Source organism: Desulfosarcina sp. (assembly GCF_033791525.1).
Lineage (GTDB): Bacteria > Desulfobacterota > Desulfobacteria > Desulfobacterales > Desulfosarcinaceae > Desulfosarcina.
Map to the genome: position 1 here is coordinate 1 of NZ_JASJGN010000084.1, position 15,274 is coordinate 15,274.

The following is a 15,274-nucleotide window of genomic DNA, read 5'->3' on the forward strand; positions in this document are numbered from 1 at the left end:
GGCCCGGGCACCGGCGATCTCTTCATCGGGCTGGAAAACGAATTTGATCGTTCCCGCAACGGCGTGTTTATTCTGCATCAGGACCTTGGCCGCCACCAACAGAATGGCCATGTGTGCGTCGTGGCCACAGGCATGCATAACGCCCGGGTTTTGGGACTTGTATTCAAATTCATTCTCTTCGCTGAGCGGCAAGGCGTCCATATCCGCCCGCAGCATCAGAACGGGACCGGGGCGGGATCCTTCCAGGAGTGCAACTACCCCGGTTTTGGCCATGCGTTGGGTGGTCAGACCCAGGTCCTGAAGGTAAGATTCAATCACTTTTGCGGTGCGATACTCTTCAAAGCCAAGCTCGGGATGCTTGTGGAAATCCCGCCGGAGAGCGACCAGTTCATCGCGGTACGTTTCGATCTGTTCAGATATCTGAGTGTCCATGTCTCGTTGGCCTCTTGATAACGAATCGTATGGTTATTTTATATGAAGCCCTCGTAAGGTTGTTTGACCACTGCCGAAAAAACGAAGTTAATCATGGTGATATAATCGAACACCGGCACTTGAACGGCTGCCTGCAGCGCTGCGGCGTATGGTGGCAGCAGGCTGCACTCCAGAAGCAGGACTTTGACCGCATTGTCCCGCCGCAGGAGATCTCGGCCTGCCTCCACCACCTCGGCAGTCACTTTTTGCAGGTCAAGCGTACCGGTCTCCTGGATCGCAAACTGGTGGAAGTGTGGCCGCTGTTCCAGCCCCTCGATCACGAGCCGATCGGCATCGGTCACCCCCACGGCGGCCAGCAGGGTTTCGTCCAGGCTGCTGCCGTCGGCCGTGAGAACGCCAACCTTGCTCCCCTCACCCAAGATGGAAAGCATGAACGGAATCTGCAGCAGGCTGGACAAAAACACCGGGACTTCGAGGTCACGGGCCAGGCGCTTCTGGTGAAGAGCCATGAACCCGCAGTCGCCGGTCACGGCCCGCACCCCCTGGTCCACCAACTCTTGGGCTGCGGTTTTCAGCGCGCCGTAAATCGTGGGGTCCTTTCCGATGGCCCGCGCCACCGTGAACCCCTCGACTTTACGGAAACGGACGGGAAAGTCATAGGTGGTGGCATTGGCCACATCTCCGGGGATGAAGGGCACAGAGGTGTCCAGAAGAAGAATGCCGATGGCCTCCCCGCTGCTGACTTGTCCTTTTCGGGCGTGATAGATCATGCGATTGCCTATCCCTTGACGAACAGTTTGCGGGGCACGTCGGAAAACGTCTCGCAGCCGTCTTCGCTGACGCGGAACGATTCGCTGCACTCAAAGCCGTAATCGTCCATCCACATACCCAGAATCATGTGAAAGGTCATGTTGGGTTCGAGAATGGTCTGATCGCCGGGGCGCAAGCTGGCAGTATGTTCGCCCCAGTCCGGCGGGTAATTCAGCCCCATGGCGTAGCCGATTCGTGATTCCTTCTCCAACCCGACCTTGGCGATGTGCTTGCGCCAGACCAGCTCCACCGCTTCGGCACGCATGCCTGGTTTGATAGCCGCCAGAGTGAGATTGAGGCCTTCCACGGTGTGTTCGGCCAGTTCCACCAGCTTGGCCGGCGGGTTCTTACCCAGATATGCCGTTCGGGCAATGGGGCAGTGGTATCGGTGACGACAGGCGGCCAGCTCGAGATTGACCATCTGCTCATTCTCATAGGGCGAATCGGTCCAGGTCAGATGGGGCGCCGATGTCTTCTCACCGGTGGGCATCATTGGCACGATTGCCGGGTAGTCCCCGCCGAACTCCGGAGTGCCCGACATCTGGGCCTGGTAGACAGCAGCAACGGCATCGCACTCGCGCACGCCCGGCTCGAGCTGATCGATGGCGGTAGTCATCACCCGGTTGGCGATTTGGCCAGCCTCACGCATGATAGAAATCTCAGCATCCGATTTGACCAGGCGAATCCAGTTCACCAGCAGGTCGGCATTGGCAAAGCGCCCATCGGGCAGGCTTTTCTGCAACTCGGCGTAGGCGCGGGCGGTGAAATAATAGGCATCCATCTCCACGCCAACGGTTTTTGCTCCCCAGCCGCGCTCGGCAATCACATCCCCCACGAAATTCATGGGATGTCGCTGCAGGGTCTGAATATAGTTTTCCGGATATCCGACGATATCGGTTGAGGGCAAAAAGGTGGTATGCCGTGCACCGGCCACATCCATTCGCCGCCCGATCCACAGAGGGGTATCCGCATCCAGGCTGACCACGACACACTGGGGTACATAAAACGACCATCCGTCATATCCGGTCAGGTAGTTCATGTTGGCTGGATCCGAGGTGACCAGCACTTCTATTCCGGCATCTGCCATCCGCGTCTTGGTCTTGCCAAGGCGTTCGAGGTATTCGCTTTTTTTAAACAGGGTCATAGCTCCTCCATTGGATCGACGGTTGAACCGCGATAGCGAGCGCATTCCCCGCTGCTTGCGGCGGGGATAGCGAGCGAACAGCAAATCGATTTTCATCCTTACGGTGAACCCTCCCCGCGGCAAACCGCGGGGAGGGTTCAATCACACCCAACCTCTCAGTTTCATCGCTTTTTCAATTTTCTTCAGCGCGCTGATCCAAGTACCGATCCGTAACGTAGCGCCCTCGTAGACCCGGGCCGTTTCAGCCGCGTCACGATAAGCCGCCAAAATCCGTTTTTCCAGCATGGTGTTGACGGTTGGAAGGTCCCAGTACTGGTCGGAAAGTCCCTGTGTGCGCTCGAAGTGACAGACAGTGGCACCACCACTGTTGGCCACCACATCGGGCACAATCGTAACCCCCTTTTCGGCAAGAATCTCGTCTGCCTCGGTGGTCACTGGGCCATTAGCCCCTTCCACGATCAACTTGGCCTTGACATCCGCTGCATTGTCTTTGTGGATGACACTCTGCACGGCGGCCGGAACGATAATGTCGCAGTCGAGCGCGAACAGTTCTTCATTTGTAACGGGCTCGGTGCCGTGAAAACCAACCACTTTACCGGTTTCGGCCACATGGGTTTTGAGCGCCGGAATGTCGATGCCATCGGCATTGAAGATGCCGCCGAACACATCGCTTACGGCTACGATCTTGGCCCCTTCAGCATCGAGCAACTCTGCCAGCGCCGTTCCGACCTGACCGAAGCCCTGAACCACGGCGCTGCTCTTGGAGATGACCATTTGGAGATCTTCGGCCGCAGCCTTCAAGGTAATAAATACGCCACGACCGGTGGCCGCTTCACCGCCTACCGAACCACCCAAAATGGGCGGCTTGTCATTGATGGCCGCCGGGCAATGGTTGCCGGTAATCTGCTCATATTCGTCCAACATCCAGGCCATGGCCTGCTCGCCGGTGCCGATGTCCGCGCCGGGAACGTCGGCCCAGGGGCCCTTAGGGGAGAGTGCGCGTACAAAAGCGCGCACCAGCCGCTCCATGTCGTTTTGGGTCAATTCGGCCGGATCGGCCTTGATGCCGCCCTTGGCGCCACCTGCAGGAATGGCCGCAGCGCAGTGTTTGATGGTCATGAACAAACCCAGCGCCTTGATTTCGTCCAAGGTAAGGTTGGGACGGATGCGCGTGCCGTTGCGGCACGGCCCCAGGGCGTCGCAGTAGTGAACGCGATAAGCGGGGAAGACCTTGAAAGCACCGCTATCGAGCTTCAGGGGTATATGAAACTGTTGAATCCGTTTGGGCACCTGAAGAATCTGCATCACCCTCTCGTCGATCTGACCTATTTTTCCAGCTCGATTGAGCGTGTTGATCGCTACCTGAAAAACATTATCCATCTTGGTCACCTTAAATTTCTTATTGATTCTACGCGGGGACCGACAACCGGTCCCAGGCAATTAGTTATCAAAGATCCAGCAATGCAAGTTAAAGGCTATCACTTGAATTGTCCTGATCGTTTTTCCCTTCGCTTGTTTCGATCCGAATGGTAAGAGGAAACGAAGCAATTAACCAACCACTGGCAGAATCAGGTCGGCCGGACCTTTTCCCGAAAATTTTAACTGTGGAGCGTGACGGCCCATTAGTTCCTGAATCACCTGGGCCATTTTGACTTTTTCACGCACCAGATCCCGATGGAAAGACTCGGAGACCCAGGGCTTGTAGATGTCGCCTTCACTCGTGCCCGGTTCGATTTTAAAATAGACCGGTGCCGCTACACGGGCAATCTCCGGCGCCTCGTAGGCCCGGTACATGCCGCCGAAAGCATCCACGATGATCACGTAGACGTCAAGGGGGATGTCCACGGTCTTGCGGATGGACGACAGGATCGGCAGCGAAACGTCGGAAAGCGGGTTGAAGGAATTGACCCCCATGGACTCGACCACCTTAGCACCGGCCGCACTGCAGTACCCGCCGAATACGGAAAATTTAAAGATGGTTTCAGTCGGAATAACCCCTTCTGCACGCATCTTGTTGAGAATTAACAACACGCCTTCGTCATAAACGAGGAAGCCGCGCACACCGGCTTCGATATTTCTCATGATGTCGGCGATGTGGTAGGAGATGTTGTCCGAACCCCTCAGGCGAAATCCCTGCATCATCCCTTCGTGGGTCGCGGCTTCTTTGGAGCCCGCATCCCAGCCTTTTCGATGGCCGACCACCATGACCAATTCGATCTTCTCGTCATAGGCCATCTGAGCCATGGCTTTAAGTTCTTCGAAATCGCAGTAGGTTGAGCCGCCCACGGTGGCGATGGCGCGGTGAACGGTGACATTGCGTTTTTTGGCCTCGTCGATCATGGCTTCCATGGTTGTGGCCCGTTCGACGCCGGCGATCTCGATCCGCCAGTGGGCACCATCCGGAAAGGACTTGGTCGAGTCAGCTAAATCATAGCCGTCTCGGCCGGGAATACCTTCTTTTTCCATAAAATCACGAATTGTTTTCAATACGTCAGACATGTTTGCCTCCATTGAATGTAACTTGTTGTGTAAATTATTCTGGCCCGGCAGGCCAGACGTTGTTGTGCCTTTGAAACCAGACAGGCGAAATCGATCAGTCGATCAACTTCTTGAGCTTGGGCAGTTCTCCATCAACCATTTTGTAGGCATGTTCTTCCTTGGGGAACTGCCCGTTGCGGGCCTCCTGAGCGTATTGTTTGAATGCGGTAACCGTTTTCTCTCCCAGGTTTTCATATTTCTTAACGAATTTGGGCGTAAAGGCCTGAAAAATACCCAACACATCGCTGCAGATCATAAGTTGTCCATCGGCTTCCCAGCCGGCGCCGATGCTGTATACAGGAATGCTAAGCTTTTCACGGATAATTCCGCAGACTTCAGGCGGTACGGCCTCCACCAGCAGCGCGAAGGCGCCGGCAGCCTCGATTGCCAGGGCATCCTCGATAACTTCTTTGGCGGCCTCAGCTGTTCGCCCCTGTGCCTTAAAACCGCCTTGTTGGCCGGAACTCTGAGGCGTGAGCCCGATATGTCCCATGACCAGCATCCCTCCGTCGGCAATAGCTTGTATCTGGGGGCATACGCGAACGCCACCTTCCAGTTTGATGGCGTCAACGCCTGCCTCTTTGTGAAACCGTCCGGCATTTCGCACGGCTTCTTCCACACTGACCTGATAGGACAGGAACGGCATGTCACCGATAATAAACGTATTGGCTGCGCCCCGTCGCACCGCTTCACTGTGCCAGATACACTGGTCCATGGTCACCGGAACCGTGCCACTGTAACCGTAAATACACATTCCCAGTGAATCGCCCACCAGCAGCATGTCCATTCCGGCCTGCTCCGCAAAAGAGGCTGTCCAGTAGTCGTATGCGGTAATCCAAACCGCCTTTTGACCGTCCTGCTTTAATTTCAATAGATCGAATCGGGTCATCTTCTTTCTGTTCATTGTTGGTTTTCCTCCTTTTGATTTGCTTGATTTGTTTTATATTGGCTGAATGGAAGATTTCATTTTTCAGGCGCACCGATCATCCGTGAGATCCGACTGCACAAGGGCAGCAATTTTGCCTGAATGGTATTGATCTTTTTTTTTGTCATCCGTTGGGTGGGACCGGAGACGCTCATGGCGTATGTCGACCGGCCCTGGTGGTCAAAAATCGGTGCGCCAACGCAGCGCAACCCCAGGCTCAATTCTTCGTTGTCAATCGCATAGCCGCGTTTCCTGATTTTCTGGATTTCGGTTTTTAACTTCTCCGGCGTTGTAATGGTTTTCGGAGACATCGCCACCCACTCGACCGACTCGAGGTAGTCCTCAAGCTCATGACTTGGCAGAAAAGCCAGTACCGCTTTGCCCAGACCGGTGCAATACGCAGGCGCCAGCGCTCCCAGTCCTACGTCCAATCTTAAAACTTCCGTGCTGTTGATCTTGTCCAGGTGGACGATAGCCGTCCCGTCCCAATGTCCGAAATTCACAGTTTCGCCACAGGCAAGGGCCATTTCCTGCAAGAAGGGATGCACGCTATGGCGGATCTTGAATCCGTCAAGCTTTTTCATACCGAGTTCAACAACTTTGAATGTCAACCGAAATTGTCCCTCTTCTGTCTTCTCGACATAACCCAGATCACGAAGGGTAGTTAAAAACCGGTGACTGGCAGCCCTGCTGGTATCCAAGTGACCAGCCATGCGTGAAGCAGACATGTCGCCGTTTGCGGCCAGGAGTTCCAAAACGCGCAATCCTTTAGCCAGCGACGCGACAAAATAGTATTTTTCACCTTTTGGCGGCATCAATCACTTCTCCAATTGCAATGAATTAGTTGATGCGCCTTGGCTCCTTTGGCCATACCTATGTCTCTCTATGCGTGACACTGTCTCTTAATGTGTGACATCATACGGATATGGACATGTCTTGTCAAGGCGTATTACAAAACACGTTGATGCCGATGTTTGATTGGGTTCAGGCGGCTAAGCTACGAGGAAAAGCTTTAAAAATAGGGATTAGAGGCGGCATATAAAAAAGTCTATGAAAAACAGATCCATGATGCCGAAAGTACGTTGGTGATTAATCTTTATTTCAAGTTTTGCTCTTTGTGAAAGGGAGGTTCCGTTTTGAAACTTTTTAATCAGTACGATTGGAATGGGATACAATTATGAAATATGAAGAGCGCATCAATTTCAGAATACTGCCATTAAAGCGAAACGCTGGAAGAAAAAGGCCGACTAAAAAGATATGGTAGTCGGCCTTTTGATGTTGAATTCAATCTCAACGGCAGATACGTGTCGCCTACACTAAATCCAATCAAAATTGAGGAATTCGATCTATCTCAGAAATCATTAGGCAATCAGTCTTCTGTCCTCAGACATCAGACTTACTCCCAACGTTGCAAAAGCTGGAGGGCTTCAGAGCCAAGGCGTCAAGGGTGAAGCTGTAATCGGCTACCGCGAGCCCTTGACTACGCGGGTCGCAGATCCCGTTGAAGGCGGGGATCTGAAGTCCTCCAGCTTTCCTGAACGGTAAAAAAATGAGAAAAACCGTGACATTCTTGGACTTCACCATTCGTGACATCCAGAGAATGATAGCAACTTGACTATATCAATTATGTTTCCAGTAGTTTAGCTAACTTTTCAAATATTTTTATGCAACATTGGGGTTACCCAGCACACCGATGATCGCCCGCATAAACGCCGGCAAATCGTCGGGTGTGCGGCTGGTGACCAGGCTGCCGTCCACCACCACCTCCTTGTCCACCCAGTTGCCCCCGGCGTTGACCAGATCGTCCTTGATGGAAAAGTAAGACGTGACGGTTCGGCCGCGGATGATGTCTGCCGACACCAGCATCCACCCGGCATGGCAGATTGCGGCCACCAGTTTGCCGGCCTCGGCAAAGCCTTTCACCATGCCGACCATGGCCGGGTACCGGCGCATGTGGTCCGGGGCATACCCGCCGGGAATGACCACGCCGTCATAATCGGCGACAGTGATCTTCTCCGCCGTGGTATCGACGGTTACCGGAAGCCCGGCCTTGCTTTTATAAGTGTTGGCGCTGCCCGACCCCACCACGGTTACCTGGACCCCGGCCTCCTTGAGCCGGTAGTAGGGATACCAGAACTCGAATTCATTGTAGAAGGTCTCTACCAGGATAAGAATTTTCTTCCCCTTGAGTTGCATTGTGTCACCTCGCATTCGTGATCAACTTGACGGACCGTACCATTTTGAAAGGATGATACGATTTCTTGGCTTTGGTCAGACCGGGAATGCCCATATCGCTCTCTTTGTTCAGGTAGGTATAACCGTTAAAAAGCATGCGGGCGCAGGCGTTGTCGAAATACTGGTACAGCCCCTTGATGCTGCCGAAAGCCTTCTCATACTGTAAGGTCGCCATGTCACGGGTCAAGGGGGCGGAGATGCCGAATGCACTCACCTGACCGTCGATGCGCAGCAGGATTCCTTTCAGATCGAACGCATCGAAGTGATTCAGGGTGTTGATGGCCGCCTGCTTCTCGCACGATAGATCCACCTGGTCGTCGGCGTCGCAGTCGCGCTCCCGGCACCACGCTTCCAGAAATAGCAGACATTCCTCGGCATTGTTCCGGTTGATGGAATCGATGACCACCTTTCCCGGGTCCATATAATCACGCTGGAACTGGTTGATGAGGTTGCGCTTCTTGGAATACCGGTTTCCTTTGAGGCCGGCCAGGTCGTCGACCCGGTAGACATAGTCGTCATAGGCGCCCTGGTGCTTTATCGTAAAGTGGCGACCGACAGCCTTTTCGCCGAAATGGTCCACATACATCTCGGGAACGAACCAGTATTCCGTGTGCCCGGCAAGATCGGCCACCGTCACCAGTTCCTCGGGCGTAAACATCCGTTCCGGCGAGATTGGCAGCAGCAGATGCCGGTTCTTTTTGACGGTTTCGAATTCGGCCGCTACGACGAACGCACCGTCATGTTCAGCGCCCAAGGGAATGTATTCGGCATTGTTCCAGGCAATGATGGAGGACAGGGAGTAAGCGCACAGGGAATAACGCTGGTTTTTGAAATAAGGGAGATAGGTCGCATAGTCAGGTGGTGTCAGTTGTTTAAATTTAATCATGATGTTTTGAGCATGGGCACGGAATCGGCCATGGGCGAAAACCCCAGGGGTCGATAAAATGGATGCGTCTTCCTTTCTGCAATGAGTCCGACCCAGCCGATGCCGTCGGCTTCCAGACGGGCCACCAACGCCGCCACCATCCGGGAACCGATGCCCTGCCTCCTGAAGGCCGGGTCCACGGTCACGTCCTGAATGTAAGCGTCGCTGATCCGGTCGCTGATGGCGCGGCCCATAGCGATAATGGTCTTTGCCTGGCGGGCCACCAGAAAGCAGTGGCTGCCGGCAACGATACCGGCAACGAGGGACGGGTTGTCTGGCTCGTCCGTCCACCAGCCGGCCTGCCGGTAGAGTTCGGTCAATCGATCGATATCCATTCGGGTCGGGGTTTCAAGAAACGAATATTCTATCATCAGCAAGGATCATCCGGCGGGAGGGTCGAAGAAGCAGGAGACCTGATTGCGGCCGGCCTGCTTGGATTGGTACATGGCCTGATCGGCCCGCTGTACAAAACTGGAGATCTCTTCGTCCTGCCGATACTGCGTCACACCGATGCTGATGGTGATTTCCAAATCGGAAACCTTTCCACAGGAGAAATCTTCGGCAGCCACGGCAGACCTGAGACGCTCGGCAACCGTCCTGGCTTCTTCGACATGGGTTCCCGGCAGGATGATGGTAAACTCTTCGCCGCCGTATCGGTAGGCGGTGTCCATCTTGCGGAGGCAGGACTTGATGACCCGTCCGAGATGTACTAAAATTTTATCGCCTTCCAGATGGCCGTAGGTATCGTTGAAGTCCTTGAAATTATCGATATCCAGCAGAAGCAGGCTCAACTTGTACCCGTATCGGTTAAAGCGTTCGATCTCCCCTTTGAGCTGGTTGTAAAAATGCCGGGAGTTGAACAGCTGAGTCAGGCCATCGGTGATGGAGAGTTTTCTCAACTTCTCCAGCATTTGGATCCGCTCATGGTTAAGGCGACGTTCATTGAGCACCCGCTTGAGGCGCAAGAGCAGTTCTTCGAAGCGCACCGGCTTGAAGACAAAATCACTGGCACCCTTGCTGATGGCCTCTTCGTATGAGTATTCCGTGCTGTAGCCGGTCATGACAATGACATCGATGTCATGGTTCCGCTTGATCCGGTCAGTCAATGCCAGACCATCCATGCCGGGCAGCAGTATGTCGGTGATGACGATTTCTACGACGTTTCCCGAAAGCACCTCCAACGCCTCTTCGGCACTGGAAGCAACCGACGCTTCGTACCCGGAAAGTTCGACAAATTCATGCATCGCATCCCGAATGGAAAGGTCATCGTCGACAATAAGAATGTGATGTGTCATGAAGCTCGTTTTTCATTATCGACAGAACGCTTACGGATAGCGGTTGACATGCCCGAAAACGGTCTGATATTAATAAAAATTTTGTAAAAGTAGAGAATTATAACCATGTTAAAATCCGGTGTCAACCGACAGATGGTACCTGTTTCGATCGAACCTGTAATAAAATGAAAAACATACGCAACTTCAGCATCATCGCTCACATCGACCATGGCAAGTCCACCCTGTCCGACCGGATGATCCAGTCCAGCAAAATCATCGCGGACCGGGATTTTAAGGACCAGATTCTGGACTCCATGGATATCGAGCGTGAGCGGGGCATCACCATCAAGAGCCAGACCGTGTGTCTGCCATATAAATCCAAGGATGGCAAGAACTACGACCTGAATCTGATCGACACACCGGGTCACGTGGACTTCACCTACGAAGTCTCCCGTGCCTTGGCTTCCTGCGAGGGGGCCCTCCTGCTGGTCGACGCCAGCCAGGGCGTGGAGGCCCAGACCCTGGCCAACCTCTATCTGGCCCTGGAGCACAACCTGGAAATCATACCGGTGATCAACAAGATCGACCTGCCGTCGGCAGACATCGACCGGGTCAAGAATCAGATCGAAGAAGATCTGGGGCTGGACCCGGAAACGGCCATCCTGGCATCGGCCAAAGAAGGCGTGGGTATTGACACCATCATGGAAGCCGTGGTCCAGAAGCTGCCGCCGCCCACAGGCGATGCCGACGCACCGCTGAAGGCCTTGATTTTCGATTCCCATTACGACCCGTTCAGAGGCACCATTGTTCATTTCCGTATCAAGGAGGGAACCATCCGTGCCGGGGATCGCATTCGCTTCATGTCCAACAACGCCATCTACAAGGTGGAGGAGGTGGGTGTATTTCAGATCGTTCGGGTACCCAAAAAAGAACTGTGCGCCGGAGAGGTGGGATACATGATCGCCGCGATCAAAACGGTCAGCGACACCCGCTGCGGCGACACGGTCACCCACCACCGCCAGCCCTGTGATAAACCGCTCGCCGGGTTCAAGGAGGCCAAGCCGGTGGTTTTTTCATCCATCTACCCGGTGGCATCCGACGGCTACGAAGACCTGATCGTGGCCATGGAAAAGCTCAAGCTCAACGACGCCTCGCTGATCTATGAAAAAGACAGCAGCGCCGCACTGGGATTCGGCTTTCGCTGTGGTTTTTTAGGATTGTTGCACCTGGAAGTGGTCCAGGAGCGCCTGGAACGCGAGTACGACCTTTCCCTGATCCTCACCGCCCCGTCGGTTCGCTACCGCCTGATGATGGACGACGGCGAGGAACTGGTCATCGACAACCCGGCCCTTTACCCGGACCCCACCAACATCGAGTATGCCATGGAGCCTTACATCAAGGCGGCCATCATCATCCCGGACCGCTACATGGGCGCCGTGATGAAGTTGTGCCTGGAGCGCCGGGGCATCAACAAGAACTACCAGTACCTGACCAACAAACGCCTGGAGATGGTCTTCGAACTGCCCCTGGGGGAGGTGATCTACGACTTTTACGACCGGCTCAAATCCATCACCCAGGGCTATGGATCCTTCGACTACGAATTGATCGAGTATCGCAGGACCGACCTGGTGAAACTGGACTTTCTGATCAATGGAGAGCGGGTGGACGCCCTGTCCATGCTGATCCACCGGGACAACGCCGTAAGTCGGGGGCGAATCGCCTGCGACAAGCTCAAAGAGGAGATCCCGCGCCAGATGTTCAAGATCGCCATCCAGGGGGCCATCGGCGGTAACATCATCTCTCGTTCCACCGTATCGGCGTTTCGAAAAGATGTAACCGCCAAGTGCTACGGCGGGGACATCAGCCGCAAACGCAAGTTGCTGGAAAAACAGAAAAAAGGAAAGAAGCGGATGAAAATGGTGGGTCAGGTGATGCTGCCCCAGTCCGCCTTTCTGGCTGTGCTTAAGACCGACACGGACTAAGGTTGACGGTTCCGTAAAACTCCGATATCTGCGTTACGCTTCATCCCTCGTCACGGCAGGGTACGGACGTTACACTGCCTGCGATGCACGTTGGGCGGCATTCTCAGGATTGAAGATCCCTCGCGGCTAATCTTGGAAACGCTTGGCCGTATAGATGACAACCGATTTCAAGTTTGCTCGTTAACCCCGTCGTAAGCAACGGGGTGTCCACTCGCTTCCACGGCTCGCAGGCCTTGATCACAACTCTCTTACCGAACCGTATGAACCGGGCCTTGTCAAAACGTCTCAAAGAATAGATGGTCCTCTGAAAAAAACCGGCCAAGATATCAAGGCCCTCGGTGATCATTGGCAAAACATGCGGATACCAAATTCTGGGATCGGATGACGGAAGAGTGTCAGTCTATGCTGCGTTTCTGTAAACTTGCATCGATGACGGCTGGTCTATATGTTTCCGCCTTCCAGATTCGGCCTTGACCGTAAAGCATTGAGCTTCGAGCTCATCAGCTTGTCAGTTTTCATCTTCGGCAATCTGAGTTCAGGGGTGCTGGTCTCCGTTTTCTGGTCTCCGTTTTCTGGTCTCTGAATTCGGCTTTGACCTTTGAGCGTTGAGCCTCCAGCTTTGACCTTTGACCTTCGCGCTTATCAGCTTATCAGCTATTATACTATAGGCTTAGCGTTTAGGATTTAACGCCTGAGTAGTGCAGGCACTGCTTTTTGCCGTGATCGACTTTAACAGCTGTAAGGACCGCCGTCTTCCGATATTCGGCGTTTAAGGATATAGCGGGGGATCTGAAATGACGATTGACGCCTACCTGACACTTTCCCTGTTGTTGGGGCTGTTCGTCCTTTTAGTTAAAACCAAGATTCCGGCACCGGCGGTCTTTGTCGGGGCGTTGACCATCGCCTTGACGCTGAAACTGGCCCCTGCCCATGAGTTGTTGAAGGGCTTCAGCAACCAGGGCATGCTCACCGTGGCCGTCCTGTTCATGGTGGCGGCCGGCATGTACGCCACCGGCGCCATCACCATCATCATGGACAGGCTCATTGGCATGCCCAAGTCCATTGCCGGCGCCCAGGTCAAGATACTGCCCCCCATCGCCCTGGGCAGCGCCTTTCTCAACAACACGCCCCTGGTGGCCATGATGATACCGGTGATCCGGGACCTTTCCCGCGCCAGCCAGCTACCTGCGAAGCAGTTGTTCCTGCCGTTGAGCTTTGCCTCGATTTTGGGAGGCATGTGCACGATCATCGGAACGTCCACCAACCTGGTTATTGCCGGCCTGGTTATTGATGCCATAGCCGAAGGCGGACCCGCCCTGCCCGACATCCGGGCCCTGAAGATGTTCGATCCGGCATTGGTGGGCGTGCCCATTGCCGTCGTTGGCATCGCCTTCATGATTCTGGTAGGGCGCTTTTTTCTGGCCGGGCAAAAAGACGACAAGCCGGTCGATGCGGCCATGCGGCGGTACACGGCGGAATTCGAGGTCCGTGAGGGGTCGAGGATCGTCGATCGCACGTTGGAGGACACGGGAATTGCCAGCGGTGACGGCGTCCAGGTGCTTTATGTCCGCCGAAATGAAAAGATCCTGACCAATGACCTGATGCATGAGCAGCTGGAAGCGGGTGATCTGTTGTCGTTTTCAGCCGATGTCAACGCCATGACTGAGCTGTGGCAGACCAACGCATTGGTACCGCATCTCACGCTGAACCCCATGGAAACCGAGCGGCACACCCACCATCTGGTAAAAGCCGTGGTCTCCCGGCAAAGCACGGCGGTGGGCAAAAAGATTCCCGACCTCCCCCGGGATGTCAACGCCTGCCAGTATAAGTTCGTGGCCCTTTCCCGGGACAGCCAACCCCTGGACGGCCCCCTGGAGGAGGTCGTCATCGAAGCTGGCGACAATGCAGTCCTGGAAGTCAACGACGATTTTTTCTATGAATGCCAGATCGACCACGAATTTGCGCTGACCAAGGCCCTCGAAGGCTTTCACCTCCAGCGAACGGACCGGGCGGTGGAGGCCAGTCTGATTACCCTGGCAATGATCGGTGTGGTGGCCATGGGCTGGATGAGCATGCTCAATGCCAGCCTGCTGGCCAGCGGGGCCATGATCTTCGCCGGCTGCCTGAGCCTGCGAACGGCCGCGCGCAGCATCGACTGGGGAACCCTTGTGGTAATTGCCTGCGCCATCGGCCTCGAGTCGGCGGTTACCCGCAGCGGACTGGCCGAGCAGATTGCCGGTCTGCTCACCGCCCTAGGCGGCGACAACCCGCACCTGGCCCTGGCGGTAATATTCGTCGGCTGCTCGTTCATGACCAACGTGATTACCAACAATGCGGCTGCAGCATTCATGTTCCCCATCGCCTTGTCCACAGCCAATCAGTTGGGGGTGAGTTTCATGCCTTTTGCCATCACGCTGATGATATCAGCCTCCTGTGCCTTCATTACCCCCACCGGCTACCAGACCAACCTCATGGTGTGGGGTGTTGGTGAGTACCACTTCATGGATTTCGTAAAGATTGGCTCAGTCTTGACGATTATCGTGGCGGCTATAACGATCTTTCTGACACCGCTAATTTACGGGTTTTAATGCCTTCGGAAAAGGGCGACAAACCCTACTCATGGTGTGGGGACCGGGCGAGTACCAATTCACCGACTTTGTCAAAATCGGAACGGTCATCACCCTCATCGTGGCTGCCATGACGATCATTCTTACCCCATTGATCTATCGGTTTTAGAGAACCGTTTTTTCAGGCGTTACGAACGGCCATGCCCATGATAATTCATGCTTGGCAGGTAAACACTTAGGATAAAAAGCCCTTGACTTACCTCTGGAAAAGGGTTTATATGCGGACTTTCTTGAAAAGGCAGCCTGCCTTTTCTGGAGCCCCGCCGCGGGAGCTCAGGCGGTAGAGCCGGGGACAGAACATCCCCGTGTCGGCAGTGCGATTCTGTCACGCGGCACCAAAGAACTTAAGGGTTTAGCAAAATAGCGAAACCCTTTTTACATT

Annotated in this window: 13 protein-coding genes and 1 tRNA gene; 3 read left to right on the top strand and 11 right to left on the bottom strand. The window is 54.6% G+C overall.

Annotation, left to right across the window (positions count from 1 at the left end; translation table 11 throughout):
- The 11 genes from QNK41_RS04065 to QNK41_RS04115 all read right to left on the bottom strand — a co-directional run.
- On the bottom strand, positions 1-432 hold a 432-nt coding region (locus QNK41_RS04065), incomplete at its 3' end, for an amidohydrolase (RefSeq protein ID WP_319254023.1).
- A gap of 38 nt (positions 433-470) precedes the next feature.
- Positions 471-1,202, bottom strand: coding sequence for an aspartate/glutamate racemase family protein (locus QNK41_RS04070; RefSeq protein WP_319254025.1), 732 nt, complete (start codon positions 1,200-1,202; stop codon positions 471-473).
- Positions 1,203-1,210: 8 nt separating this feature from the next.
- Entirely contained in the window at positions 1,211-2,482 is a 1,272-nt protein-coding gene (locus tag QNK41_RS04075) for a M24 family metallopeptidase (RefSeq protein WP_319254027.1), read from the bottom strand.
- A 45-nt stretch (positions 2,483-2,527) separates the two neighbouring features.
- On the bottom strand, positions 2,528-3,766 hold the full coding sequence (locus QNK41_RS04080) for a Glu/Leu/Phe/Val dehydrogenase (protein ID WP_319254029.1): 1,239 nt from the start codon (positions 3,764-3,766) through the stop codon (positions 2,528-2,530).
- 168 nt (positions 3,767-3,934) lie between these two features.
- A complete protein-coding gene (locus tag QNK41_RS04085) occupies positions 3,935-4,885 on the bottom strand; it encodes a hypothetical protein (protein ID WP_319254031.1) in 951 nt (316 codons plus the stop codon).
- A 94-nt stretch (positions 4,886-4,979) separates the two neighbouring features.
- On the bottom strand, positions 4,980-5,828 hold the full coding sequence (panB, locus tag QNK41_RS04090) for a 3-methyl-2-oxobutanoate hydroxymethyltransferase (protein WP_319254033.1): 849 nt from the start codon (positions 5,826-5,828) through the stop codon (positions 4,980-4,982).
- Between the two features lie 59 nt (positions 5,829-5,887).
- Entirely contained in the window at positions 5,888-6,664 is a 777-nt protein-coding gene (locus tag QNK41_RS04095) for an IclR family transcriptional regulator (RefSeq protein WP_319254035.1), read from the bottom strand.
- Positions 6,665-7,511: 847 nt separating this feature from the next.
- On the bottom strand, positions 7,512-8,045 hold the full coding sequence (locus tag QNK41_RS04100) for a type 1 glutamine amidotransferase domain-containing protein (RefSeq protein WP_319254037.1): 534 nt from the start codon (positions 8,043-8,045) through the stop codon (positions 7,512-7,514).
- 4 nt (positions 8,046-8,049) lie between these two features.
- Entirely contained in the window at positions 8,050-8,970 is a 921-nt protein-coding gene (locus QNK41_RS04105; protein ID WP_319254039.1) for a DUF2156 domain-containing protein, read from the bottom strand.
- Positions 8,967-9,380 (bottom strand): GNAT family N-acetyltransferase, encoded by a 414-nt coding sequence (locus QNK41_RS04110; RefSeq protein ID WP_319254042.1) that lies wholly within the window; start codon positions 9,378-9,380, stop codon positions 8,967-8,969. Before QNK41_RS04110 ends, QNK41_RS04105 begins: the two co-directional genes overlap by 4 nt.
- 9 nt (positions 9,381-9,389) lie before the next feature.
- Entirely contained in the window at positions 9,390-10,304 is a 915-nt protein-coding gene (locus QNK41_RS04115) for a diguanylate cyclase (RefSeq protein ID WP_319254044.1), read from the bottom strand.
- Between the two features lie 164 nt (positions 10,305-10,468).
- Here QNK41_RS04115 and lepA point away from each other — a divergent pair, with 164 nt between their 5' ends.
- From lepA to QNK41_RS04130, 3 genes are all read left to right on the top strand, one after another.
- Positions 10,469-12,265, top strand: coding sequence for a translation elongation factor 4 (gene lepA, locus QNK41_RS04120; RefSeq protein WP_319254046.1), 1,797 nt, complete (start codon positions 10,469-10,471; stop codon positions 12,263-12,265).
- A gap of 794 nt (positions 12,266-13,059) precedes the next feature.
- Positions 13,060-14,853, top strand: a complete 1,794-nt coding sequence (locus QNK41_RS04125; RefSeq protein WP_319254049.1) for an SLC13 family permease — start codon at positions 13,060-13,062, stop codon at positions 14,851-14,853.
- Positions 14,854-15,154: 301 nt separating this feature from the next.
- Positions 15,155-15,230: transfer RNA gene (locus QNK41_RS04130), tRNA-Phe, on the top strand.
- The last annotated feature ends 44 nt before the right edge of the window (positions 15,231-15,274 follow it).